At 48.2% G+C, this 24,934-nt stretch carries 21 protein-coding genes; 13 read left to right on the top strand and 8 right to left on the bottom strand.

Annotated elements, in window-relative coordinates; all coding sequences use genetic code 11:
* Positions 1 to 3 precede the first annotated feature (3 nt).
* The 5 genes from V6W81_RS26635 to V6W81_RS26615 all read left to right on the top strand — a co-directional run bounded on the left by V6W81_RS26635 (position 4) and on the right by V6W81_RS26615 (position 5,524).
* Complete coding sequence (locus tag V6W81_RS26635; protein ID WP_430700929.1) at positions 4 to 885, top strand: nitrilase-related carbon-nitrogen hydrolase; 882 nt, start codon at positions 4 to 6, stop codon at positions 883 to 885.
* Between the two features lie 95 nt (positions 886 to 980).
* Positions 981 to 2,351 carry an NAD(P)-dependent oxidoreductase gene (locus tag V6W81_RS26630; protein WP_430700928.1) on the top strand — a complete coding sequence of 457 codons (1,371 nt, stop codon included), beginning with the start codon at positions 981 to 983 and terminating at the stop codon, positions 2,349 to 2,351.
* Positions 2,352 to 2,562: 211 nt separating this feature from the next.
* Positions 2,563 to 3,858: an NAD-dependent dihydropyrimidine dehydrogenase subunit PreA gene (gene preA / locus V6W81_RS26625; RefSeq protein ID WP_338540872.1), complete on the top strand. Its 1,296-nt coding sequence runs from the start codon at positions 2,563 to 2,565 to the stop codon at positions 3,856 to 3,858.
* Positions 3,855 to 5,291 carry a dihydropyrimidinase gene (gene hydA / locus V6W81_RS26620; protein WP_338540871.1) on the top strand — a complete coding sequence of 479 codons (1,437 nt, stop codon included), beginning with the start codon at positions 3,855 to 3,857 and terminating at the stop codon, positions 5,289 to 5,291. Before preA ends, hydA begins: the two co-directional genes overlap by 4 nt.
* A gap of 5 nt (positions 5,292 to 5,296) precedes the next feature.
* Positions 5,297 to 5,524, top strand: a complete 228-nt coding sequence (locus V6W81_RS26615) for a hypothetical protein (protein ID WP_338540870.1) — start codon at positions 5,297 to 5,299, stop codon at positions 5,522 to 5,524.
* A 5-nt stretch (positions 5,525 to 5,529) separates the two neighbouring features.
* Here the strand turns inward: V6W81_RS26615 and V6W81_RS26610 are convergent, their stop codons facing one another.
* The 8 genes from V6W81_RS26610 to V6W81_RS26575 all read right to left on the bottom strand — a co-directional run bounded on the left by V6W81_RS26610 (position 5,530) and on the right by V6W81_RS26575 (position 15,149).
* Complete coding sequence (locus V6W81_RS26610) at positions 5,530 to 7,224, bottom strand: PucR family transcriptional regulator (protein WP_338540869.1); 1,695 nt, start codon at positions 7,222 to 7,224, stop codon at positions 5,530 to 5,532.
* 295 nt (positions 7,225 to 7,519) lie between these two features.
* Complete coding sequence (locus V6W81_RS26605) at positions 7,520 to 10,780, bottom strand: efflux RND transporter permease subunit (RefSeq protein ID WP_338540868.1); 3,261 nt, start codon at positions 10,778 to 10,780, stop codon at positions 7,520 to 7,522.
* 36 nt (positions 10,781 to 10,816) lie between these two features.
* The gene (locus V6W81_RS26600) at positions 10,817 to 11,764 is read right to left on the bottom strand and encodes a TetR/AcrR family transcriptional regulator (RefSeq protein ID WP_338540867.1); all 948 of its coding nucleotides are present in this window, start codon (positions 11,762 to 11,764) and stop codon (positions 10,817 to 10,819) included.
* Between the two features lie 133 nt (positions 11,765 to 11,897).
* Positions 11,898 to 12,038, bottom strand: a complete 141-nt coding sequence (locus V6W81_RS26595) for a hypothetical protein (RefSeq protein WP_338540866.1) — start codon at positions 12,036 to 12,038, stop codon at positions 11,898 to 11,900.
* Between the two features lie 292 nt (positions 12,039 to 12,330).
* Positions 12,331 to 12,645 carry a DMT family transporter gene (locus tag V6W81_RS26590; RefSeq protein ID WP_056702138.1) on the bottom strand — a complete coding sequence of 105 codons (315 nt, stop codon included), beginning with the start codon at positions 12,643 to 12,645 and terminating at the stop codon, positions 12,331 to 12,333.
* Positions 12,645 to 12,986 carry a DMT family transporter gene (locus V6W81_RS26585; protein ID WP_338540865.1) on the bottom strand — a complete coding sequence of 114 codons (342 nt, stop codon included), beginning with the start codon at positions 12,984 to 12,986 and terminating at the stop codon, positions 12,645 to 12,647. The genes V6W81_RS26590 and V6W81_RS26585 overlap by 1 nt, the downstream gene beginning before the upstream one ends.
* Positions 12,983 to 13,606, bottom strand: coding sequence for a TetR/AcrR family transcriptional regulator (locus V6W81_RS26580; protein ID WP_338540864.1), 624 nt, complete (start codon positions 13,604 to 13,606; stop codon positions 12,983 to 12,985). Before V6W81_RS26580 ends, V6W81_RS26585 begins: the two co-directional genes overlap by 4 nt.
* 148 nt (positions 13,607 to 13,754) lie before the next feature.
* The gene (locus V6W81_RS26575; RefSeq protein ID WP_338544068.1) at positions 13,755 to 15,149 is read right to left on the bottom strand and encodes a phospholipase D family protein; all 1,395 of its coding nucleotides are present in this window, start codon (positions 15,147 to 15,149) and stop codon (positions 13,755 to 13,757) included.
* Between the two features lie 327 nt (positions 15,150 to 15,476).
* On the opposite strand from V6W81_RS26575, the gene V6W81_RS26570 reads away from it, so the two are divergent.
* From V6W81_RS26570 to V6W81_RS26535, 8 genes are all read left to right on the top strand, one after another.
* Entirely contained in the window at positions 15,477 to 16,469 is a 993-nt protein-coding gene (locus V6W81_RS26570; RefSeq protein ID WP_338540863.1) for a MerR family transcriptional regulator, read from the top strand.
* Positions 16,470 to 16,805: 336 nt separating this feature from the next.
* Positions 16,806 to 18,356 carry a phytoene desaturase family protein gene (locus V6W81_RS26565; RefSeq protein ID WP_338540862.1) on the top strand — a complete coding sequence of 517 codons (1,551 nt, stop codon included), beginning with the start codon at positions 16,806 to 16,808 and terminating at the stop codon, positions 18,354 to 18,356.
* Complete coding sequence (locus V6W81_RS26560) at positions 18,353 to 19,816, top strand: phytoene desaturase family protein (RefSeq protein WP_338540861.1); 1,464 nt, start codon at positions 18,353 to 18,355, stop codon at positions 19,814 to 19,816. The genes V6W81_RS26565 and V6W81_RS26560 overlap by 4 nt, the downstream gene beginning before the upstream one ends.
* Positions 19,813 to 20,685 carry a phytoene/squalene synthase family protein gene (locus V6W81_RS26555; protein ID WP_056702151.1) on the top strand — a complete coding sequence of 291 codons (873 nt, stop codon included), beginning with the start codon at positions 19,813 to 19,815 and terminating at the stop codon, positions 20,683 to 20,685. The genes V6W81_RS26560 and V6W81_RS26555 overlap by 4 nt, the downstream gene beginning before the upstream one ends.
* Entirely contained in the window at positions 20,685 to 21,452 is a 768-nt protein-coding gene (locus tag V6W81_RS26550; protein ID WP_338540860.1) for a carotenoid biosynthesis protein, read from the top strand. Before V6W81_RS26555 ends, V6W81_RS26550 begins: the two co-directional genes overlap by 1 nt.
* Positions 21,421 to 22,188, top strand: a complete 768-nt coding sequence (locus V6W81_RS26545) for a lysophospholipid acyltransferase family protein (RefSeq protein WP_338540859.1) — start codon at positions 21,421 to 21,423, stop codon at positions 22,186 to 22,188. Before V6W81_RS26550 ends, V6W81_RS26545 begins: the two co-directional genes overlap by 32 nt.
* Positions 22,185 to 23,345 (top strand): glycosyltransferase, encoded by a 1,161-nt coding sequence (locus V6W81_RS26540; protein WP_338540858.1) that lies wholly within the window; start codon positions 22,185 to 22,187, stop codon positions 23,343 to 23,345. The genes V6W81_RS26545 and V6W81_RS26540 overlap by 4 nt, the downstream gene beginning before the upstream one ends.
* On the top strand, positions 23,342 to 24,826 hold the full coding sequence (locus V6W81_RS26535) for a phytoene desaturase family protein (RefSeq protein WP_338540857.1): 1,485 nt from the start codon (positions 23,342 to 23,344) through the stop codon (positions 24,824 to 24,826). The genes V6W81_RS26540 and V6W81_RS26535 overlap by 4 nt, the downstream gene beginning before the upstream one ends.
* Positions 24,827 to 24,934 lie beyond the last annotated feature (108 nt).

The following is a 24,934-nucleotide window of genomic DNA, read 5'->3' as shown; positions in this document are numbered from 1 at the left end:
ATTATGGGAAAAATCAAGATTGGTTTGATCCAAGCTTCACACGCCATTGAAGGCACCGCTTCCGTTGAGGTACATAAGGAAGCGGCGATACAGAAGCATATCACCATGGTGCGGGAAGCTGCCGCCAAGGGAGCGCAGATTATTGGATTACAGGAAGTATTCTACGGTCCGTACTTCTGCACGGAACAGAGTCCGAAGTGGTATGCCTCTGCGGAGCAGGTACCAGAGGGACCAACTACACAACGTTTCCAAGCACTGGCGAAGGAGCTTGGGGTAGTCATTATTTTGCCGGTGTATGAGGTGGAGGGCATTGCTTCGTATTACAACACGGCAGCCGTGATCGATGCGGATGGATCGTATCTGGGGAAATATCGCAAGCATCACATCCCGCATGTGGAAGCGGGTGAGGGTACGAATGGATTCTGGGAGAAGTATTATTTCAAACCTGGAAATCTTGGATACCCGGTGTTTGATACGGCTTACGCCAGAGTGGGCGTGTACATCTGTTATGACCGTCATTTCCCAGAGGGAGCACGTCTGCTTGGTTTAGCGGGTGCTGAGATTGTATTCAATCCTTCGGCAACGGTGGCAGGCACGTCGGAATACCTGTGGAAGCTGGAGCAACCCGCACATGCGGTAGCCAATGGGTATTATGTTGCTGCGATCAATCGTGTAGGGGTGGAATCACCATGGAATATGGGTGAATTCTACGGTCAGTCCTATCTCGTTGATCCGCGTGGCAAGATGGTTGCCATCGGCAGCAGGGATCAAGATGAAGTAATTATTGGGGAGATGGATACGGAGGTGATCCGGGAGGTGCGCAATGTATGGCAATTTTACCGGGATCGACGGCCTGAAACGTATGAACATCTCGTTCATTTGTAGAGGTTGTTCAAAAAGTCCGCTTTTGATTACGAAGGATGCCCTGAGGCACGAACAGGATACACTGCTCAATGAATAATTTTTGGAGGTGCATACGCATGATGAACAGCCCTGGAGCCCCCATGTCTGATTATGGATGGGAGAGTCGTTTCACGGAGATGAAACCTGCGATGTCAGGTGCAGAAGCGATGGAGGAATCCAACCGCTGTCTATATTGTTACGATGCACCTTGCATTAAGGCGTGTCCAACAGATATTAATATTCCTTCGTTTATACGGAAAATCTCTACAGGTCACCTCAAGGGATCAGCTCGAACTATTATGGATGCAAATCCGGTGGGAGCCAGTTGTGCGCGGGTCTGTCCAACAGAAGAATTATGTGAAGGTGCCTGTGTTCTGAATGATTCGTCAAAGCCTATTCGCATCGGTGACCTGCAACGTTATGCAACGGATTGGGCACGAACGAAGAATGAACCTTTGTTCCATCCTGCACCTTCGAATGGATGTACTGTTGCAATCGTGGGTGCCGGCCCGGCAGGGTTGTCCGCAGCCAGAGAGCTGGGGCGTGCAGGGTATGAGGTGACGATCTATGAAGCGAAGGCGAAAGGTGGCGGACTGAACACGTATGGCATTGTATCGTTCCGTTTACCTGAATCCGTCGCGTTGTGGGAAGTACAGCAAGTGGAAGCACTGGGCGTACAGATCCGCTATGGAGTTCGCATTGGGGTAGACCTCTCAACAGATGAGATTATGGAGCAATACGACTCGGTAATTCTCGCTTGTGGCATGGGTGCAGTGCCGATGCTTGGCATTGAAGGCGAGACACTAGAAGGAGTCTATGATGCCATTGAGCTGGTCGAATCGACGAAGCAGGGTGTGCCACCGGCGCTCCATGGACTGAATGTTGCCGTGATTGGTGCAGGCAATACAGCCGTGGATGCGGCAACGTGCTCTGTACGTTTGGGGGCTGAGCGGGTACAAATGCTCTATCGACGCGGAGAGGGTCAGATGACGGCGTATGCGTTTGAATATACATTTGCGAAACAGGAGGGAGTCGAGTTCCGTTGGTTTACGATGCCGAGGCGCATTGTCGGAGATGAGAACGGCCGAGTTCGTGCTATTGAATGCGTGAAAATGCGACTAGAGACACCGCCCGGCGGGGGGCGCGCATGGCCTGTACCGGTGGAAGGGTCAGAGTTCACGATTGAATGTGATACTGTTGTGCGCGCAATTGGGCAGAATCGGTTGTTGCCGCTTATTGAAGCGTTTGGCTTGAAGCACCAGGGAGGTGTAGTAGAGGTGGAGCCGCACACGTATCGCACATCCCGCCCTCAGGTCTATGCTGCTGGAGATGTTATCTTTGGTCAGGGACAGGGTGAAGCGATGGTCGTATCAGCAGCGCAGCAAGGAAAGATGGTAGCAGCGGCGGTCATGAAGGCATGGCCTGGAAAGGTAGAAGAGACGGCATGAGTTCGGAATCACGCTACGCTCGGTTTAATGAGACACCGGCACTAATCTATTAGTGATTGGTTTTGAGGGCATCATCATTTGGAGCATATAGGGAGATTAATCTATCTCAAGCAATCCCAAGCCTGATATCAGGCAACATCATTTGATTGGCAAATCAAGAGCTAATCAGTATCAATCCAAAGATTTCAATCCACATCTAGGAGGGATCGTTATGGCTGACTTATCTATTAATCTGGCAGGTATTCGATCGCCGAATCCGTTCTGGCTGGCATCTGCACCACCAACGAACACGGGATATCAGGTTCAACGAGCCTTTGAGGCAGGCTGGGGTGGCGCAGTGTGGAAGACACTCGGCGAGCCAATCATCAATACATCTTCGCGCTTTGCAGCGATTCATTTCGGTGGTCAGCGTGTTGCTGGTTTTAACAATATTGAGTTGATATCGGATCGACCACTAGAAGTGAATCTTCGAGAAATTGCGGAGACCAAGAAGCGTTTCCCGGATCGAGCGGTGATTGCCTCACTAATGGTTGAGCCGAAGCGGGAGAAGTGGCATGAGATTGTGAAGAAGGTAGAGGCAGTCGGTGTCGATGGGCTTGAGCTGAACTTTGGCTGTCCTCATGGCATGGCTGAACGTGGTATGGGAGCCGCCTCGGGACAACAGCCTGATCTGGTAGAGCTCCAGACCATGTGGGTGAAGGAAGTAGCAACGACTCCGGTCATCGTGAAGCTTACGCCCAATATTACGGATATTACGGTAACGGCCAAAGCCGCCGTACGTGGTGGTGCGGATGCAATCTCCATGATTAACACCATCAATTCTCTTGCGGGTGTAGATCTGGACTCTTGGAATACGGTTCCGCATGTGGCGGGTAAGGGCGCGCATGGCGGGTATTGTGGCCCGGCCGTGAAGCCGATCGCTTTGAACATGGTTGCGGAGTGTGCACGTAATCCGGAGGTAGGCGTGCCGATCTCCGGTATTGGAGGCATATCCGATTGGCGGGATACAGCTGAGTTTCTATTAATGGGAGCCACTGGCGTTCAAATCTGTACGGCTGCAATGCATCATGGTTTTCGAATCGTGGAGGATATGATTGAAGGGCTAAATGATTACTTGGATGAGAAGGGCTTGCAAAGTGTAACCGAATTAATCGGTCAGACGGTTCCTAAATACTCGGATTGGGGCAATCTTGATCTCAATTACAAAGTGGTCGCTCGTATTGACCGCGATGTCTGTATTAATTGCAACAAATGCCATATCGCTTGTGAAGACACTTCGCATCAATGTATCGATATGCTGACCGATCCTTCGGGCTCCTATCTTGAAGTGGTTGAGGAGGATTGTGTAGGCTGTAACCTTTGTTCCATCGTATGTCCAGTGGACGGTGCAATCCAGATGGTGGAGATCGAGCATGAACAAGCACCACTGACCTGGAATGAACGTCAATCGGCTATAGCGACGCTACAGTTTACACGAGATCAATCAACGAAAGAGGCGATATCATGACTAACCGCAAATTGATTCGTAATGGTGTGTTGGTTACAGCGTCAGATACATTCGAGGCAGATATTCTAATTGAGCATGGCAAAATCACGCAGATCGGCATAGGGCTACTGCCGGACGAACGGACAGAAGTTGTGGATGCATCAGGTTGTTACGTTATTCCTGGCGGTATCGATCCACATACCCATCTGGATATGCCGTTTGGCGGAACCGTTACTGCCGATGATTTTGCCACAGGTACGGCTGCTGCTGCATTTGGCGGCACAACTACGATTATTGACTTTTGTTTGACGCAAAAAGGGCGACCTCTGCTGGAATCCCTCCAGCAATGGCATGACAAAGCAGACGGTAAGGCAGCTATTGATTATGGCTTCCATCTGATGATCGGCGAGATGAATGATCAAGTGCTGGAAGAATTACCTCAGATCATTGAAGAAGAAGGCGTGTCCTCCTTTAAAGTATTCATGGCATACAAAAACCAATTCCAAGCCGACGACGCCATCCTGTATCAGACGCTGCAAAAGGCGAAGGAGTACGGCGCTCTCGTCATGGTGCATGCCGAGAATGGCGATGTGATCGACCTGCTGGTGCGTGAAGCGCTCGCGGCTGGTCGAACCGAACCGATTCACCATGCGCTAACTCGTCCATCGATCTTGGAGGGAGAGGCAACAGGTCGGGCTGCCCGACTGGCAGCGCTCGCTGATTCTCAGCTCTATGTTGTGCATGTTACATGTGCCGAAGCGGTTGAGCAGATTGCTCGTATGCGGGAGTTAGGGTATCGAATCTGGGGCGAGACGTGTCCGCAGTATTTAACATTGGATCAATCGATTATGGATCAGCCGAATTTCGAAGGTGCTAAGTATGTCTGGTCACCACCTTTGCGGGAAGCATCTCATCAGGATGCATTATGGAATGCACTGAAGAATGGTCAGCTCCAGACGATTGGCTCGGATCACTGCTCGTTTAACTTTAAGGGACAGAAGGATCTGGGAAAGGATGACTTTAGCAAAATCCCGAATGGCGGGCCTGTGATCGAGGATCGACTCAGCATCCTGTATTCAGAGGGAGTCGCCAAAGGACGCATATCCCTGAACCAGTGGGTGGATCTGTGCTCTACACGGGCGAGCAAGCTGTTCGGGCTCTTTCCGCAGAAAGGCACGCTGGCTGTAGGAACGGATGCAGATATCGTTATCTTTGACCCAGCGATGGAGAGAGAACTTTCTGCTGCGACGCATCATATGAACGTAGATTACAGTGCTTTTGAAGGAATGCAGGTTCAAGGATGTCCTGTTACGGTGTTGTGTCGGGGAGAATATGTGATTCGTGATCAGCAGTTTGCAGGTAGGCCGGGTGCGGGTCAATATGTGAAGCGTGCCAAATATGATGCTGGCGCACCCGTTCCAGCGAAGAAAGTAGCGACGACAACAAGGGGGTGAGGGGCATGTCCGAAACCGAGGCATTTGAAGCAGAAAAAATAGCGATTGAACGTATGGTCGCTCTGGGTTACCGAATCTATAAGGTGCAAGAGCATCTGGAGGGAGCGGATGTCGTCTGGGAGCATCCGGATCAGCCGGGAGAGTGGAAGCAGCAACACGTAGGCACTGCCTCCGGCCGAAAGTGGTTTGCACACTTTCTCGTGCAGCAACTGCGAGAACAGCAGGGGGCATAGTGAAGCTACGCGATCGGGCCGTGGACATATTCATAACCATAGATGGCAAGCTCGATCGCAACTCTTTTCTCAGGAAGAACATAGTCTTCGCCGAGAAGGGACTCGATTTTGTGTAATCGGTGATATAGGGTCTGCCTTACGATAAACAGACGGGTAGCGGTCTCTTGTTTGGAACAACAGAGCACGAAATATTGCTTAAGCGTATGCAGGAGCTGCCCACCTTTTTCTGCATCATATCGGATGATTGGCCCCAAATATTCCTCGATAAAATCCTCCAAACCGCCACTCTGCTTCATACCCGCAATAATACGGTAACAGTGAAGGTTGCTGTAGAAGGGCTGCTGCATCGCTCCGATATCCTTTTGAATCGACAGGGTTTCTTTAGCTGATTCTAGACTGTCTTTGATACGAGCGAGGTTGGCACAGCTCTGACCAATGCCTAACAGACCTGAGAATAGACGATGGGTTTGATCTGCTTCATGATGCTGGAGTTGTTGAATGCAGCTCCATAGATGGCTTTTACGTTGAACGCCAGGCTGAGGGTCGATGATGATGAGAATAATTTGATGGTTAAGCACGGTACTATAGAGGGTGAAGCCTTCTCTTGAGAAGATCGAGCGGGAGACGATGTTACGCTGAATGAGGAGCTTCTGAAGCTTGAGGCTATCTGAATAACCCGGGATACGGTCGAACAAAATGACGGTGCCTGTGCCTGTTGCAAGAAGGGGACTAGCGGTGGATAGATATTCGTGTATTTCTTTGGCAGAATGATGGCCGTTGAGCCAATCGATGACCCACATATCTTCCTTGTATCGGCGCTTCTCCTCCATGTATTTGGTGCGCATCCAGTCCTGGGCAATGGCTGCGGCACAACGCTCCATGGCTTGAAGGACGAATTCCTTGGAAGGTTGATGCGGGTGCTCCAGATCCAGATCATGATTAGATGATTTTGCTGTAGTGAGTACGAGGTCGGCAAAGGTATACTCTAGTGCTTGCACAGACAGGGAGAGCGTACCCGGTGAGGAGCAGAACTCGGTTGACGTCGCGGGTTCCGTATGAATTTCCGTTCTCAGTGACTCAGACTTCCGATGCATGAACCAGGACTGGCGGCGCGCTTCCAGCTGTTCTGGTGCACAATAGGGCACGGCACTTGCCTCACCCTCAAGTGGATAGAGAGCTACATCATAACCCGTCGTACGTGACAATAATCGAAGTAGTGGCTGCACACCATCGCCATTGAGCAGAAGTTGGTTGAATGAGGTGGTCAGGGTATCAAGTTCAGCGATCAACCGTTGGTGACTGCGGAGCAAAGTGAAGTGCAGATCTTGCGTAATATCGATATAACGAACTTGTTCATGAAACCAGATGAGTGGAAAATCCTCGGCAGAAGCGATTTCTTTCATTGCCCCAAGCTGGGATTTGGTATGTGCTCCAAGTTCAATACATAACCCCGCAGCCCCATGCGCAATTAACTGACGTAGAAAAGAAAGTCCTTGCTGCGCATTATCCTGCCATCCAATGCCTGTGGTTAGCACCAGTTCACCGCCGTTGAGCAGGTTCCCTACTTCAGGCACCTCCATGATATGTACCCATCTTACGTACCTCGTCAGCGCACGTTCACTGGCGAGCACCTCTGCTTTGCGAAATACCGGACGTTTCAACATATCCCTCATCTGAATATGGAGCGTTGTTTCCCTCATACCCTCACCGTCCTTCCCATGGTATGTCCTAGCAATATCCAGATCCGTAAACCTTAGTATAAAACCATTTCATCTAGATGAGATGATCTCTTACACGCATTTGTGTGATTTCCCAAAATGGGTGGTTTATTTTGTCGTCTAATTCAAAATTGCCATCGTGTTGCCTATAAAAAAATACTTTGGCTACAAAAAAACACCCCTTGGTCTGATGTTGGAATATAAAATCATTCCAATACATACCAAGGGGTGTAAATTGTTCATCTAGCTCAGATCATGAGTCTATCTTTGCGACCAATTAATCTTCGATTCTTTTCTTTTTGAACTTCATCAGGAATTCATACACAATCGGTACGATCACCAGTGTAAGCAGCGTAGAGCTGATCAGACCACCGATAACGGTAATTCCGAGACCTTTGGAGATAATGCCCGCGCTCTCTTCCAGCCCTGTAACGAGTGGAAGCAATGCGCCAATGGTAGCAAGAGCGGTCATCAGAATTGGACGAAGACGTGTTGCTCCGGCTTCCAGCAAGGCTTCACGAGTAGACAGTCCCTCGTTTTCCTTGTGAATGACACGGTCGATCAGGACGATGGCATTCGTGACCACGATTCCGATGAGCATCAGTCCACCCATCATGGCAGATACGTCGATTGTACCGCCTGCTACGAACAGACCTACCATAATACCGATAACGGTAAACGGCAGGGAGAATAAGATGGCAAATGGCGCAAGTCCGCCGCCAAACGTAACAACGAGCACAAAGTATACAATAGCGATGGCTGCCAACATAGCCAGACCCAACTGTGTAAATGTGTCATTAATTTGTTCAGTCGTACCGCCAAATTTCACTTCAACACCATCAGGCAGATCGATTTTGTCGATATTAGCCTGCAGATCCTGTGAAGCTTTCGCTACATTAGAAGCGAGAATGTTAGCTGATACCTGAACAACGACCTTACCATCAATACGCATGATGGAGTTCGGTGAAGTGCCTTCTTCTACTTTAGCGACATCTTTAATGGGTACTTCGATGCCGAGCGGTGAAGTGACGGTTTCATTTTCAATCTCCGAAAGGCTATTGAATGTCTTTTTGTCCGTTTCAACATATACTTTATACGTTTTGTTCTCGATATCTACTTCGGTAAGCACAGGGCGTTCCCGCACTGGGCTCAGCGTCATAGCCAGTTGACCTGCAGTCAAACCAAGCGAACTCAGTTTCTCCTGATCTGCAACCAGCGTGTATTGCCCGTAGGTATCAGAGAGTGTCGTATCTGCTTTTTCGAATGATTCCGTATCTGCTTGAACCAGCTTCAGAATTTCATCGGAGACAGGTTTGATCTGTTCTACACTGTCGCCATAGATGGAAAGGCTCAGACTGCTACCTCCCAGACCCCCAGACATATCAAGCTCACTCCAGGTTCCTACGGTAACTTGGTTCTTCAAACCTTCCACAAGATCTTTCTTCACTTGGGTAAATTCTTTCGTATCTTTGTTGTATTCAATATAGAAGAGTGCGGAGTTGGAGCTTCCTCCACCCATGCTGCTCAGCGGGTTACTGCCACCGATGGAGTATTGCATTTTCTCCAGACCTGGTTGCTGCAACAACCACTTCTCAGCGACAAGGGCTTCTTTTTCCACATCTTCACGCAGAGCTCCCGTTTCCGGACTGTACGTAACCATGACATATTTATCCTGTTGCTCTGGCAGGAAGCTTGCGCCGATGAACGGATACAGGAATAAACTACCGACCAGCACGAGTACAGCGACACTTACAGTAATAAGTTTATGAGACAACGTCCAGTTCAAGAGTCGTTTGTATGTTTCCGCAAGCTTGCCTGGTTTTTCGTCATGGTTTTGCTTGTTCTTAATCCCTTTGCGGAACAGGCTATGAGCCAGCATTGGTACGATTGTAATCGCAACAACAAGGGATGCCAGTAGGGCAAAGACCATCGTCAAGGCAAACGGTAAGAACAACTCACCGACCATACCGCTCACAAGTGCGAGTGGAAGGAACACGGCAATGGTAACAATGGTGGAGGAAAGGATCGGTACAAACATCTCACGGGTTGCTTCCCGGATCAGTTCACGTCCTTTTAATTTCTCTCCTTTGAGTGTTAAACGGCGATAGATGTTCTCGATAACAACGATGGAGTCATCCACGACCCGTCCAATAGCAACCGTCATGGCGCCTAGGGTCATCATGTTCAGTGTGATGTCCATTACATTCAGCGCTGTCAGTGCAATGAGCAAGGAGAGCGGAATGGAAATGACCGAAATGATCGTAGAGCGAATATCACGCAAGAACAATAGGATGATTAAAATGGCGAACAGAGCACCAAACATCGCTTTGTACAACATGGTATTTACGGAATCTTGGATAGGTTTACCTTGGTCAAGTAAGACCGTAAGCTCCGCATTTTTGAATTGAGATTGCAGTTCTTCTGCTTTTTTCTTAACCGCATTGACTACATCAACTGTATTGGCATCATTGGACTTAACGATAGAGATCCCGATGGATTCCTTACCGTCTGTCCGAGAGATGGATTCTGCTTGACCAATAACTTCGATCTTCGCAATCTCACTTAATTTAACCGTTGGAATGCCAGGTGCTACATTAGCTGCGCCCGCAGGATTACCAGCGCCAGCGTTACCGCCACCAGCTTGCCCTGCAGCCTGGTCAGATCCTTGTGCAGCCCCTGGTGCTGTACCTTGACCCGCTTCACCAGCTTGAGCCGATGAGCCATCTGTTGGTGCTCCCGTTCCTTGCGGGGCAGTAGCTGCACCATTACCTGCTGATGCGCCTGCACCACTTGGGATAACCGGAATAGCCAGGTTGTTCAGGTCATCCATATCAATGATGTTACCATCAACAACGACAGCCTTCTGTGCTTTATCCAGTTCAAACAATCCAAGAGGTACACGGACAGAGGAACCTTGAACGATGCCTTTGACTGTGTCTTCCGTCAGACCGAGTTCGTTCATTTTGTCCTGATCAAATTTAAGTTGAACCTCTCTAACGTATTGACCGGAAACTTGTACCTGAGCGACACCGTCGATGTCTTCAAGTGCAGCCTGAATATCGTTCTGTGCGAGTCTCGTCAGTTGTTCCAGATCCCCGCCATCCTTATCGGACAAGCTCAGTGATACAACTGGGAATGAGTTAATGCTGAATTTGGAAATGGTCGGTTTCTGTACGCCATCTGGCAGTTGCACTTCGTTCAGTGCTTCACGAACTGCTGCTGTGGCATTGTCTAGATCGGTTCCATAATCGAATTCAAGCGTAATGGAAGAGGCATTCTCCATGGAGGTAGAGGTGAGAGTTTTAATCCCATCGACGTTCCTCAATGTCTGTTCTAGCGGTTTGGTGACATCCTCAACAATTCCTTCCGGTGCGGCACCTGGATCAATAGCAGTAACGGCCAGAAATGGAACGTTGATGTTTGGAATCGTCTCCTGCTTCATCGTTAGTCCACTGTATAGACCTGTGGCGGAAACGATGATGGTCAGAATCCAGATCGCAAACTTGTTGTTCAGTGAAAAGTTAATAATCCCTTTCATACGTTGGTTTCTTCTCCTCTCTGTTCTCCCTGTTTTTTATTGGTTTGACGAGTCAGCTTGGATAAACCGGCTATACATGGCATCCATAATATGCTGAAGCTCGGAGTGCAATGGCTGAATGGCAGGAATGTGATTCAGATTGTGCATCATGCCTAGAACAATCGCGCGCCTTGGCGTGAATTCCATCATCTCTTGTTTCAGAATGGCGATGGTCTCCAGCGCATCGGTACGTAATTGTCCAGGTTGCAGATCAGAAGTGATAATATCCTGTATCTGTTTGATAATATGAACCGGATGCCGCAACATAGGGGAATCTGCATAGGACTCACTCGTCCATGCCGGCCAATGTTCTAGCAGAATGAGTGGTGCAGGCTTGTGCTCCAGTAGTCCCTGCGCTGTGTAATCAATCGTTTGCAGCATATTAGTAGCCATCTTGGCAACCGTAAGGGAGGGCATTTCTGTAAACCAGATTTTGACGTAGGAGAGAAACAGACCATGCGTGAGAATAATAAGGTCAATGGTGTAGGGTTCAATCTCCGGCCCATATAGATCCTCAAGTTTTCCCTTGAACCAATGCAAGGTACGAACCTCTAGATCTCGATGTTGTGGGTTGCATTTGTCGCCATGCTTCTGCTCATCATCCATCATCATGCTGCGTAATTGTACACGTAGAAATTCCTTCAGTTCAGATACATGAATAAGTAGTGTCTCAATCTGCCTGTGCAGACGTTCTCTTGAAGTGAGACCAGCTTCATGTTCAATCTGGGTCATTTCATCTATCAGAGCAAACATGCAGTATTCCAACGTGCTGGCCTCTAATTCCTCCTTGGATTTGAACATGAGGTAGAGGCTGCCCTTCGACATTCCGCATAGTTCAGCAATCTCCTGCATCGACGTTGCGGCACTGCCTTTGGCAGAGAACAGCTTAAGAGCTGTGGTAATAATCAGCTTTTTTTTCTCATTCATTTCATGGATAGGGTTCATTAACGATACATTCACCTCGTTGCGGAACTTGTGAGTTCTCAGATTGACTTCAAGGTCAAAACAAGTATAAACGATCTGGAAGGTTAAATTCAAATGGGAGGAAATTGGAAGAAGTGAAGAGGGGGATACCTACTTAATGAGGTAACGTTCCACCCTGAAAATCATAAATGGCGAGTAGGATCACTGCCACGAGGGAGAAGAGGAAGAACGCAGCTAATAGAATCAGGAAGGTATACCCTGTGAATGCGCCGATACGTCTCCATATTTTTTTCATCCAGTCAGCCTCCTCTCATCCCGAAATAATGAAATGATGTCTTCTACTTCCATCATATCTCAAAAAGACGACTTCCTGATGAAGTCGCCTATGTTTTTACGTAAAATATTAAGTTTTACACAATAGAATCAATTTCATAATACCTTTAGCTGATTAAATCAAGGCTAGATAGATCAAAACGGTTTAATTTGTCTATATCTAGTTACATAAAACACGTTTTAATGAGTTGAGTTACGAAATTGATTCAATAATTCATTAAAAATGGATCCATACGATCGCTGTTTCTTGCCGACTACGTAATTAATTTCAAACCAACCGCTGCGACCAGAATCATCGCAATAAATAGGAGTCGCTTCGCTTCTTTACGTTCACCGAACAGGAACATGCCTGTCAACGTGCTGCCTACTGTACCGATTCCTGTCCACACAGCGTAGGCTGTACCCATAGGAATTGAGGTCATTGCGTAGGACAGAAGCGAGAAGCTGAATACAAATGAAACCAACATCAGCACGATATAAGGCCAGCCCTTTTTGGAGGAAGCACCATTGATACCGATGACGCCAAAAATTTCACAGATACCTGCACCGACGATTGCTAACCATGCCATTATGCTGCACCTTCTTTCGCGGATTGTTGGTCTGTGACCAGTTTCAATCCAATGACACCACAGAGCAGTAAGCCGATCAGCAATATTTTAGCGAGACGGAACTCCTCGCCGAACATTACCATCTCCGTCAGAACGGTACCTGCTGTACCGATTCCCGTGAAGACGGCGTATACGGTTCCGACAGGCAGTCTTTTGGAAGCGGCAATGATGAGTCCAAAACTAATCACGATGGCAATCCCCGTCAGCGCCCATTCTAATGCATTAGAAGCGTGCTTTAGCCCGCTCACCCATACGATTTCTATAATTCCTCCGATAAAAACATATAACCAGTTGCGGTTCATGATGGTGAATCTCCTTCCAGCGCGATAGCTCGTGCTTCTTCGTTCATATGATGTATGCCATGCCAAAAGACAGGCCAGGATGCTTCAAGGCGTCGTTTGTATCGACGTGAGCTTCCATAAATAATCTCCACCGTAATACCGTCCAGGAACGTCATAAACGCAATAGCTGCTTGTTCTGCTGGAACAGGCGGTAGTTCTCCATGACGTATTGCACGCTCGAATAGCCGGATCAATGCGCGTTCCATACCATCTAGAAACGGATACACAAGATCCATCACTTCGCTATAGAGATTCAGTGGTGGATAATAACAATTGCGTAACATAAAACGTGCAGATGCATGGGCATGGTACTCTTCCTCAAACCAGAATAGTAAACCCTTAAGCCGTTGCTCTAGTGGTATATCCGCATGGTCACGGAAATATTCGAGTGTGTGCCGCCGTACCTCCTGAAATGCAAAGGCCAGGGTGTGCAAAAATAAGTCATCCTTGTTGCTAAAATGTGCATATATCGACGGTTTCTTAATCCCGACTTCATCTGCGATGGCTCTCAGTGATGCTCCTTCATATCCATCTCTAGCAAAATGAAAAAGCGCGGCATCCCGAATCGAATGTGCAGTCATAGTATCACCTTCCTAACGGGCGTTAGGTAATTATATTTTCACATTTTACATCCCGTGTCAAGATATCAAAATCCGCCTGCACGATAGCGCGCAGGCGGATCAAGGATAGCTGTATTAGATTGAACTCACCATCCCTCTGGGAAAGGAGTCAAAAGGTCGTAAAGCCCAAGATGAGTTGAAGCTTATACAAAATTCCTTTCAAGAACGTTGTTTTCTCCTGAAATTCATCAAGATCCAACGTAAACTCCGCATCATCATTATTCCAAATGCGATCAAAATAATTCGCAACATTTTGAGTGAATTCATTATCTGGAGGGGCAGCAACCCAAAGATCGTTTTCTAAATTGTAATCATTCAAGTTCCGCGGTGTAAAATTGGTCGACCCGCCAAGAACAATGTGATCACCGGTTGCTTTGGCGATATACATCATCTTGGTATGATATTGTTCCTTGGTTGTGTTATACCAACGAATCTGGATTTTGCCGTCTGACTTGCCATGTAGCTCAGCAGCTACAGGCCGATTCGGAATGCCGATCTTCTCCTGACCAAATGCATTCTCGTTTGGATCAAGTATAAGCCGAATTTCTGTTCCGCGCTCTGCCGCTGCGAGCAGCGCATCCAGCACTTTAGGTGAGGCAATGTAGAACATGCCCATCCATAACACGTCACCCTTTTCGGCTGCGTTAATCTCCTGCAAGGTTGCATCATTTACTTTGCCTTCGGTTAAGTAGCGGATACGCAGGTCACCCTCGTTCGAGTTCGTGCTCGAAGTAGCGGTCGAATCGTTGGCAGAGGGAGAATATACGGGCACAGTGCCACCCCCAGAAATGTCTAATACCGCCTGTTCTGAGCGGAGGATATCCTTAATGATTGGGCCAGAGACTTCAAAGGCAATGTTGGAATGATAGGCGCTCGCGTCATGGATATTGCCTGAGGAAACAATGGCTGTTTTCTCACTGACGACCACTTTGCGATGATTGGCTTTTACATTTAATAATTTTAAGTAAGATCGCAAGGTAACATCTGGGCCGTCACTTGCCATTAGGTTGGGAATCCAGCCTTTGCCGGACTGTCCGAACCATTGGAAGAAGGTCCGCCACACTGCCGAGTAGACCGGCGTAGAGTCGCGGAGTGGATCAACATTGGTGATGACCACGTGTATTCCCGCTTGTTTCATTTGTTGAAATAGCGGGTTGGGCGCTGAATTATAGTTCGTATTTACTTCGTCGGTAATAAACCAGATGTCCATATCCGGATGTTGGTTCTTTTTGGCTATCATCGCATCCGTGAATTCTGCACTGATCGGCGGGAATCGTTGCCCTTCGTGCTGATAATCATTAAATAAGAACATATCTACGAGCACGAATTGTTCAGCATCTTCAACGACCTGCAGCATACGTTGGTAAATCTGCTGCTCATGTTCCATTAGTCCATCTTCGGAAGGGTACGTCAGATCGTGAAGAAACTGCACTTGATCCGTGCGATACTCCGGACTTTCATAGGAAATGCCTGGGGGCAGCGGTTTATACGTCTGATAGAGCATGACTGCGATGAGCCATAGAATAAGCAGACCTAGCGCTGCGCGTATGTATGGGAAGCGGCGTCCTGATGCCTTGGATTTGGTTGATGTGTGGCGAGAAGCAAACAAGCAATGACCCCCTTTCATAAATTAGCTGACTACTATTACCACGTTGGAATGAATGTTGACGCACAGGACTGGGTATAGAAGAGAAATTGGACAAGCCAGATGCTACTAAATTGTCTTGATGAATCGACAGGGGTGTAGCTGTTGTGTATAATGAGTGTATTATTTTTGTAGAATGTTTTAAATTTCATATAATCTCGTAATGTGAACCTGGCAGAAAAGGCTATGGCAAGCATTTCAGAGTATGTTTTATTGGATATTTCAAGAAAGAGAGTGGGGACTAAAGTGTATTCCATCAAACAGGTCGCTGCCATGCTGGACATTCCAACGGTAACGCTCCGAGCTTGGGAAAATCGTTACAGCGCGGTCACTCCTGAGCGAACGGAATCGGGTTATCGGTTGTATACGGATGAAAATGTTGAAGATCTGCGCTGGTTAAAACAGCAGGTTGAGCAACATCAGACCAATATTTCAGAAGCAGTGCGGATGTTGAAGGCAAACAAAGCCAAGCCAGCAGAAGCGTTCATTCCCACCCCGAGTACGACTCCTGTTCCCACTATGGAAGAATCGTATCAACGGATTGCGGATCAAATTTACGACTCCCTATACCAATTCCAGGGTGAACGAGCCAACGGTCTGATTGATTTTGGCTTTACAATGTATGGATACGATTCAATGTTCTATCATGTACTTGTGCCCATTCTAGTTCGGGTTGGAGATGCTTGGGAGCAGGGAAGAGCCTCTGTAGCACAGGAGCATTTCATGACCCAACTGATTTCACAGCGGTTTTATCAGTTTTTCCATCTGTTCCCGATCTATCCGCACTTACCCAAAGTCCTAGCGTTGTGCCCAGAAGGGGAACATCATCAGGTAGGTTTGCTGCTATTCTCTCTGTTTATGCGTAAAAATGGAGCTGAGGTGCTGTACCTTGGAGCTAATACGCCGGAAGAGGGCATCTTTCCAATTATTCGTGAGCAGAAGATCAAGCTGGTCTGTCTCTCCATCACGAGCCCAGGATTGATGGAGCGTTGTGATCAATTGGTGAGTCGAATTAAAGATGAATTCCCGCATATGCGCTTTGTCCTTGGAGGAAAAGGGTATGAGCATGCCGAACATGCAACCTATCCCGACTGGATTATGCCGGAGCATTCCTCCGAATGGCAAGGTTGGTTAGAACGGGAGTACTTGGTAGACATGCCACCAGGCTCACAATATTAACTTAGTCGAGCGACATGGTGTAATGGACAGGTTTAATGTATGGCTCAAACGGTCAAGTTATGTGGGTTTGCGTCATATGTATCAACTTTGCCTAAATAAGCTTGATGATAAGCATCCTTGAACGCAATTGCGGTAAGGGTGTTTTTTTGCATTTAATCCGATGTTATGTGCATTGAACAGGAAGTACAGAATGTACAGTTTACAAGGTCGTATAATATTTGTATTATATTTGTATAACGTTTGATGTTTTATCCGCTTAGAATGTTGTTGAATGGTTTAATAGTAGGTTAGAAGCTATAAGAATAGAGTAGCGAGATAAGAAAGGTGAGTGGCTTAATGCCCAATCAGCAACGTAAACGTGCCGCTGTTATTGGCGCAGGCCCAGGGGGGCTTGCAGCAGCCATGTTGTTATCCGGTCAAGGATACGAAGTGGATGTTTATGAGAAACAACCCGTAATTGGTGGACGCTCTGCCAGACTCGAACTCGGCGAATATAAGTTTGACCGAGGTGCAACGTTTCTGATGATGCCCCAATTGCTTGAAGAAATGTTCGATGTCGTTGGACGCAAGCTATCCGATTATGTAGACATGAAGGAACTGACACCGCTATATGCACTGAACTTTGGTGATAAGGTATTCACGCCTTCTCGGGATCGCGAGCAAACAGCCGCGCAGATTAAGGAACTTTTTCCCGGTAATGAAGATAACTATCATCGGTTCATGCAAGATGAAGAAGTGAAATTCGGTAAAGTAATGCCATTACTTCGTAGACCCTTTGGTAAGTTAACGGACTATCTGCGCAAAGACGCGATAACAGCTCTTCCTAAGCTTGATATCAATAATACGGTGTACGGGATTTTATCACGTTACTTTACAGATGAGCGACTTCGTTGGGCGTTTACTTTTCAATCCAAATACTTGGGCATGTCTGCCTGGGATTGTCCGGGCACATTCACCATTTTATCGTTTATAGAGCATCAGTATGGACTGTATCATCCAATTGGTGGTGTGAACCGTGTGTTCCATGCAATGGCTGATGTGATCACAGAGTTCGGCGGAAGAATACATACATCCTGCCCCGTAGATCAGGTCATTGTCCGCAATGGTCGTGCAGAAGGTGTATTGCTTGAGAACGGTGAACGCATTGAAGCAGATCATGTTGTTGTGAATGCAGACTTCGCACATGCCGTAACGAATCTGTTCGAGCCAGGCGTTCTTAAGAAATATACACCTGAGAAGATGAAACAGAAAAAGTACTCCTGTTCTACAGCGATGCTGTATCTCGGTGTAGATGGCGAGATCGATCTGCCACATCACTCCGTGTACTTCCCTGACGATTACCGAGTTAACGTAGACGAGATTACGAAGCACAAAGTGTTGTCCGCTGATCCATCTCTATATATTCATAACCCCTCTAAGCTGGATTCGACGCTAGCTCCTGCAGGAAAATCTGCAATTTATGTTCTTATGCCCACTCCGAACCTTACCGGAGACATTGATTGGGAGAAGGAACGGGAGAACGTTCGCGAAGCATTGATGAAGAAGATGGAGGCGATTCCTCAGCTGGCAGACATTCGTAGTCGCATTGAAGAATCGATGATGTTTACGCCGCTTGATTGGGCAAATGAACTGGATGTATACAACGGAGCAACGTTTAATATGGCTCATAATCTTGGTCAAATGATGTATCTGCGACCACATAATCAATTCGAAGAGCTGAAGCAAGTGTGGCTCGTTGGTGGTGGGACGCATCCGGGTAGCGGATTGCCTACGATTTTTGAATCCGCACGAATTAGCGTGAGACTTATTCAAGAAGAAGATGCACGAACACAGTCCCGCCCAACTCCTTATGTACAACAGTCGGCAGAAGCTGGAGGTCATTCATGAAGCGCGCGGCGATTATAGGTGCAGGCATTGGAGGATTAACGTCAGCGTTATTGCTGAATCGCCAAGGTTGGGATGTTACGGTATATGAGCGAGGTTCACGTGTTGGTGGACGTATAGGATTCGAACAAGAGGGAGAATATCGGATCGATCAAGGACCAACCATTGTACTTCTACCAGAGATGTTATTAGGTATTTTGGAAGAAGCGGGTGTAGATCGTTCCAAGGTGGAGTTGTTACGCTGTGACCCCCTGTACAAGGTTCATTACAGCAGTGGTCGAGTCATGACCAAAATGACCAGCCGTTCACTTCAGGCAGAAGAGATTGAGCGCCTGTTCCCTGGTGAGAGTAAAGGATTTAATCGATTCATGACGGATATGGATACACTCTTTCCGGCAGGACGTGCAGCATTTCTAGAGCGAGCTTTTCCTCGGAAAAGAGATTTCTTCACGCCGTCCCTCATGTCGCTCATGGGCAGACTGCGTGCACACAAAAGTGTGCGGAGGGCTGTTGGCGATTATTTTGAACACGAAGAATTGCTCGACGCGTATTCGCTACAAAGCCTATACATTGGCGGGTCACCGTTCGGGACACCTGGGATCTATTCGTTGTTACCTTATGCGGAGCATGAATATGGAATATGGATGGTCAAAGGCGGTTATGCCGCACTGCCAGGTATATTGGAAAAGGAACTGATTGCGCGCGGTGGACGCGTTGTATTGAACACCGAAGTGACCGGACTCCAGATTAACCAAGGAAAATGTGAAGGAATTGAAACTGTAGACGGCTTCGAGCCTATGGACGCTGTGATCTACAATGGCGACTTTCCTCACTTATCCAGTTTACTTGGAGAGATCCCTGAAGCACCGCGCAAACGCAAGCCGTATCGTCCTTCTTCTGGATGTGTGTTAATCTATCTAGGAGTAGACAAAAAATGGGAGGATGCTACGACACATCAATTTTTCTTACCTCCAAGCCTTGATGGGAGTTTACGTGAAGTGTTCGAGCGACGCCGAATTCCAGATAAGTCCTCATTTTACGTGTTTAACCCGGCTGCATTAGATGAGACGGCTGCACCTCCAGGCCAGAGCGTATTGTATTTCCTCATTCCAGTACCGGATGCGGAAGGCGTGGATTGGTCACAGGAAGGTGAGCTGCTCGTAGAGCGTGTGCTTGAAGAAGCAGAACAACGTGGGTTCCCGGGACTGCGTGCTGCGATCCAATGGAAAAAAGTAAGAACACCAGCAGATGCAGAGCGCGATGGACTATATGGCGGTGGAAGCTTCGGTATTGCGCCGGTTCTGTTTCAATCCGGGGTATATCGACCACAACCTAAGCCGTTTCCTGCAATTAAGGGACTATATGCTGCGGGAGCATCAGTACATCCAGGTGGCGGAGTGCCGATCGTGATGCAGGGTGCGCGTATGGCTGTAAATCAACTCATGAAGGAGATGGTAACATGAACGAAGCAATTTTGAGCAGGTGCGAAGAGTTGATGAAGAAAGGTTCGACTTCTTTTTATCAAGCCTTTAAAGGCCTTCCCAGTCCGCGTCGTGAAGCAGTGTATGTCATTTATGCGTTCTGTCGCATGATTGATGATAGCGTGGATGAGCCGGAACAATCGGCGTATACCATTCATGAGATTCGTGATTTGTTTACACAACTGGACGAAGCAGAAGGGCATTTCATATGGCCAGCGCTGAGATGGTTATTTGCAAGCTTTCCACATTTGGATAAAGGACCGTTTTTCCGTCAGATGGAAGGGCAGCTCACGGATCTGGAAGTTACGCATTACACAACCATGAAGGAATTGGAGCATTATTGTTATCTTGTTGCCGGAACGGTAGGCGAGATGTTGCTACCTGTACTACGTGATGATAATGGTGCAGAAGTGGCTGTCAACGGCATTGCTCTGGGCAAAGGCATGCAGATCGTCAATATCATTCGCGATGTGGGCGAAGATCGGGCAAGAGCACGACGTTATGTTCCACTTGAAGTGATGGAGAAGCATGGATATACGGAGCTTGATTGGCAAAATGGTGTGATTGACGAACGCTGGATCGCGATCGTTCATGAATTGAAGGTCGCTGCACTGGACTGGTTCCGCGTGGGGATGGATCGTCTTGATACGTATCCGGTGGATAGTGCGTTCGCGATTGAACTGGCTGCTGCATTTTATTCAACGATCTTACATGCGGTGGAGCGTAATGAATATGATGTATATTCGAAACGTGCTTATGTTACCGATGAACTGAAATTGGAGATGCTGGGAGCGATTGTGAAGCGTTATCCAATGCTGGCATTTCAGGCTTCCCGAACGGCGGTTTCCTAATGATTCAAGGTTTATATTGGGTGTGGTATACGATCGGCGCTGTACTGATGCTTACGATTGGTGTGCCGGATGTTCTATCCTTCTCCAACGGACTTTTCTTAATCTTCTATGCGCTATATGTGCTAGACCTAATCTACAAGGGACGGTACCGAACTGGAATGTCCGACCGGTCAGTCATTTGGAAAGAACCCAGTCTCTGGCTGGCCTCATTCATTATTTGGCTTGGCGGAATGGGCATTGAATGGCTAGGCGTTCATACGGAGTGGCCATTCGGTGAGTATGCGTATTCGGACTACTTCGGCATCCATCTATTCAACGTGCCCGTGACGTTAGGATTCGCTTGGATTGCTGTTGTTGGCAATTCGGCGATCCTAAGTGGTGGTGGTTCAACGTGGTCTGGCAAGCTCATACGTGCAGTCAAAACCGGATTCTGGGCGATTGTGCTGGATCTCGTGCTAGACCCAGTTGCTCATGCTCGCGGATTCTGGCATTGGGGAGCTGGGGGTGGATTCTACGGCGTTCCGTGGAGTAACTACGTAAGCTGGTTCATTATGGGCGCTTTTCTGTCGTTGTTCTTGCCGGCTATGCCTGGAGATCGCAGCACCCTGCTGCGTGCCAAATGGTTGTATCAATTGTTCATCCTTCTGTTCGGTGTGCTTGCACTGAAGGAAGGCATTACAGGTAGCTTCGTGATTGCACTTGCTGGCGTGCTTCTGGCAGAAGGGAGCTGGCTGTATGATTCGCGCCGCAAAGTCCAAATCGTTTAACCATGTGTTCTCACGATATAACCACTATTATTTACTGCGTCGGCGTTTTCGTTCGTTTACACTCTCAGGCTCGCTTGATCCGCACCGGGTTCCCGGCTATGAGATGAAGATCGAGCCGAAGAGACCGGTGATCTATTTCATGAATCACAGTTCCTGGTGGGACGGTCTGTTGCTCTATCATGCGACGCAGCAGACCTCGGTGGGCGATCACTACGTGATGATGGAAGAACAGCAGCTACAGCGGTTTACATTTTTTCGTAAGCTAGGTGCTTACTCCATCAACAGGGAGAGTGCATCGGCGATCCGTGAGTCTATGCAATACACGTCAGAACTACTGAATGCAGGCAAAAGGGTGTGGATCTTTCCGCAAGGTGAGATTCTGCATCAAGATATAAGACCGATCCAATTCCGTCCGGGAATTGGGCTGTTACTTCGGCGCTCGCCAGAGGCTATTGCTGTACCTGTGACTCTGTGTCATGGCATGGTTCAGCATGATTTACCGGAAATCTCTATGCGTGCAGGTCTGCCAATCCTGGAAAACTGGCATGCTTGGAAGAGTGAAGAGATTGCCGCTAGACTTCGATTGGCGTTAGAACAGCAGTTAGATGATCACAAAACAGAACTGATGAACAGCGCACAAGGTCAGTTGCAGGACGTGACTCCGCTGATTCGTCATCGTTCTTCCACGAGTGAAAAATACGATGCCGCACGGAAGCAGGTGAGCCGTAAGCGATGACTGCATCTGAAATAAGTTGGATTGTTCTCACTGGTGTATTAGGCATGCAATTGCTGTTTGCGATATGGAATCTATCCTGCTTGCCTAAGGTTCGTTCATTGGATGCCCAGCGTATCCTGCGCCCGGCCTCAGACGATGAACTTCTCGTCTCTGTGCTGATTCCAGCACGTAATGAAACACTGCACATTCAAGGCTGTCTTGAAAGTGTGCTTGCGAGTGATACGTCTGGCTTCCGCATGGAAGTGTTGGTTCTGGATGACCGCTCTGAGGATGATACGGCTGAGATCATTCAGCGTATAGCGAGTCAGGATTCACGTGTACGTCTATTACAGGGCGTTGATCTGCCTCCAGGGTGGATGGGGAAATCTCATGCTTGTCACCGGCTGGTTCAAGAGGCGGCGGGACAGTGGTATATGTTTGTCGATGCGGATGTACGATTGAAGCCTACTGCCATTCGGCAGACAGTTGCCGTAGGAGTAGAGCAAGGTGGAGGTTTAGTGACAGGTTTCCCTTACCAGGTCACGAAGACATGGATGGAGAAGCTTGTCGTACCGATGATGGTGTTCACCATTATTAGTCATCTGCCTATTTTTATGATACGCAGGTCATCTAGCCCGCTCTTCGTTGCTGCTACAGGAGCCTTTCTGCTGATCCATCGTTCCAGCTATGAGGCATCCGGAGGACATGCTGCCATTCAAGCGCATCTGGTAGATGATATGAGCCTTGCCAAGGCAGTAAAACGTGCAGGTCATCCTGTTACACTGGCTGATGTGCATGACGTGACGACAACCCGAATGTATCAGAATGGCTCGGAAGTGTGGAACGGGTATAAGAAAAATATGTATGAAGGCTTAGGGCGCAAGGATGCACTTCTGCTGGGTACGCTGTTGATGTATACGCTGATGTATCTGGTGCCGCCGCTCGGGTTGATCTTCGGTGTGTTCACTGGTGATATGACCACTCTTATGTATGGGCTAACAGGGACTCTGCTGGGCATGGCGGTAAAAAGAGTTGCGGACTATGCCGGGGGACAGCCTTGGTGGCTTGCACTCCTGCAACCGATTAGCATGGCCTGCGTTATAGCAATTGGTATTGCCTCGTGGCGGGCAGGACGCTCCGGCAAAGGGTATGTATGGAAAGGCAGGCGGTATAGTTGAAGAGAAGCATCATCATTATTGGCGCAGGGTTCGGTGGCTTATCCTGTGCTATTCGACTGGCTTCACAAGGCGTGCAGGTGACCATTCTGGAACGCCAACAGCAGCCTGGAGGGAAGCTGCAGCAGATTGAGAAGGACGGATACCATTTTGACCGCGGCCCAAGTACGATTACGATGCCATCTTCATTTCGCTCGGTCTTTGAGCATGCAGGTGTTGAGATGGAGGATTATGTGCGATTGTATGATTTAGAGCCGCGTACGCGTAATGTTTTTGCAGATGGTACGGTGGTGGATCTGTCTCGGGATCGGCAGTGGATGAAGGAGCAGATTGCGGTATATAGCCCGGAAGATGCGCTCCAGTATGATGCTTTTATGAATGAGTCGGCTGCACTCTATGCGGAAGCGAATCAACATTTTCTCGGTAAACTGCTCATCTCCCCCAAAGAAAAATATAACCTGCAGATGCTGCGCAGTCTGTTAAGGGTACGTCCAACGGTTAAGCTGGATACGCTGCTTCGATCCTACTTCAAGCATCCACATACGTTAGCGATGATTGGTCGTTACGCGACCTATGTTGGATCATCACCTTATCAATCACCCTCAATCTTTGCAATGATGGGACATGTCGAAGCAGATGTAGGAATCTACGGTGTCGAAGGTGGAACCTATCAATTAATTGCAGGTATGGTGAAGCTGGCACAGGAAAAAGGCGTTCAGATCGTCACCGGGACTCAGGTACGGCAGATTGTTGTTCGGAATGGACAGGTGGTCGGAGTAGACACGGATCAAGGCTTCCGGGAAGCAGATCAGGTGGTTGCCAATGGAGATGTACTAAGCGTTAATCGATTACTGGTCGAACCTAAATATCGTAAACAAATGACGGATGCCCGTATTGCCAAATATGAGCCGTCCATTTCCGGTTTTGTTACACTGGCAGGTGTACGCAGGCAGTATGATGCATTGCTGCATCACACCGTATTTTTCCCAGAGCAGTATGAACCGGAGTTTAAGGACATTTTCCGCGATCGCCAAATGCCAACCGATCCAACCATCTATATCTGTTACTCCGGTTATTCGGAAGCGAGTAGAGCGCCTGTAGGTGCAAGCAATCTGTTCATTCTCGTGAATGCTCCCTATTTGTCGGATGCGTGGAACTGGGATGAGCAGATGGATCGGTATGGCGAGTTTGTGTTAGATCAATTGGAAGCGCGGGGTGTCACGGGACTGAGACAATCGGACGTTCTCATTCGTTATACGCCTAAGCAGATTGAACAGGACACGCTTGCGCATCAAGGCTCTATCTATGGCATTTCGTCCAACTCGGTGAAGCAGACCTTTGCAAGACCAGGCAATCGGAGCAAGGATGTGCGCGGACTGTGGTACGTTGGCGGAACAACGCATCCGGGTGGTGGAACACCCATCGTAACGCTGTCTGGTCAGTTGGTTGGGGAACAGATTGCTTCTGAGATGAGCGTAAGATAAAGACGGAAGAACTCCCCGGAATTCAAACATACAATTCATTGTGTTTCGGGGCAACCTTTCATTCGTAAGTATGGAACGGTATACTGGTAGAGTTGATGCCAAATAGCG

The sequence above is a fragment of the Paenibacillus tundrae genome, from assembly GCF_036884255.1.
Taxonomy (GTDB): Bacteria; Bacillota; Bacilli; order Paenibacillales; family Paenibacillaceae; genus Paenibacillus.
Note: the sequence above shows the minus strand (reverse complement) of the source record. Positions and strands in the feature narration are given on the sequence as shown.

Bases quoted from the DNA above. Each gene is read 5' to 3' on its own strand.
- V6W81_RS26635 (WP_430700929.1), top strand. From the start codon at position 4: ATGGGAAAAATCAAGATTGGTTTGATCCAAGCTTCACACGCCATTGAA.
- V6W81_RS26630 (WP_430700928.1), top strand. From the start codon at position 981: ATGATGAACAGCCCTGGAGCCCCCATGTCTGATTATGGATGGGAGAGT.
- preA (WP_338540872.1), top strand. From the start codon at position 2,563: ATGGCTGACTTATCTATTAATCTGGCAGGTATTCGATCGCCGAATCCG.
- hydA (WP_338540871.1), top strand. From the start codon at position 3,855: ATGACTAACCGCAAATTGATTCGTAATGGTGTGTTGGTTACAGCGTCA.
- V6W81_RS26615 (WP_338540870.1), top strand. From the start codon at position 5,297: ATGTCCGAAACCGAGGCATTTGAAGCAGAAAAAATAGCGATTGAACGT.
- V6W81_RS26610 (WP_338540869.1), bottom strand. From the start codon at position 7,224: ATGAGGGAAACAACGCTCCATATTCAGATGAGGGATATGTTGAAACGT.
- V6W81_RS26605 (WP_338540868.1), bottom strand. From the start codon at position 10,780: ATGAAAGGGATTATTAACTTTTCACTGAACAACAAGTTTGCGATCTGG.
- V6W81_RS26600 (WP_338540867.1), bottom strand. From the start codon at position 11,764: ATGAACCCTATCCATGAAATGAATGAGAAAAAAAAGCTGATTATTACC.
- V6W81_RS26595 (WP_338540866.1), bottom strand. From the start codon at position 12,038: ATGAAAAAAATATGGAGACGTATCGGCGCATTCACAGGGTATACCTTC.
- V6W81_RS26590 (WP_056702138.1), bottom strand. From the start codon at position 12,645: ATGGCATGGTTAGCAATCGTCGGTGCAGGTATCTGTGAAATTTTTGGC.
- V6W81_RS26585 (WP_338540865.1), bottom strand. From the start codon at position 12,986: ATGAACCGCAACTGGTTATATGTTTTTATCGGAGGAATTATAGAAATC.
- V6W81_RS26580 (WP_338540864.1), bottom strand. From the start codon at position 13,606: ATGACTGCACATTCGATTCGGGATGCCGCGCTTTTTCATTTTGCTAGA.
- V6W81_RS26575 (WP_338544068.1), bottom strand. From the start codon at position 15,149: ATGCTCTATCAGACGTATAAACCGCTGCCCCCAGGCATTTCCTATGAA.
- V6W81_RS26570 (WP_338540863.1), top strand. From the start codon at position 15,477: ATGGCAAGCATTTCAGAGTATGTTTTATTGGATATTTCAAGAAAGAGA.
- V6W81_RS26565 (WP_338540862.1), top strand. From the start codon at position 16,806: ATGCCCAATCAGCAACGTAAACGTGCCGCTGTTATTGGCGCAGGCCCA.
- V6W81_RS26560 (WP_338540861.1), top strand. From the start codon at position 18,353: ATGAAGCGCGCGGCGATTATAGGTGCAGGCATTGGAGGATTAACGTCA.
- V6W81_RS26555 (WP_056702151.1), top strand. From the start codon at position 19,813: ATGAACGAAGCAATTTTGAGCAGGTGCGAAGAGTTGATGAAGAAAGGT.
- V6W81_RS26550 (WP_338540860.1), top strand. From the start codon at position 20,685: ATGATTCAAGGTTTATATTGGGTGTGGTATACGATCGGCGCTGTACTG.
- V6W81_RS26545 (WP_338540859.1), top strand. From the start codon at position 21,421: ATGATTCGCGCCGCAAAGTCCAAATCGTTTAACCATGTGTTCTCACGA.
- V6W81_RS26540 (WP_338540858.1), top strand. From the start codon at position 22,185: ATGACTGCATCTGAAATAAGTTGGATTGTTCTCACTGGTGTATTAGGC.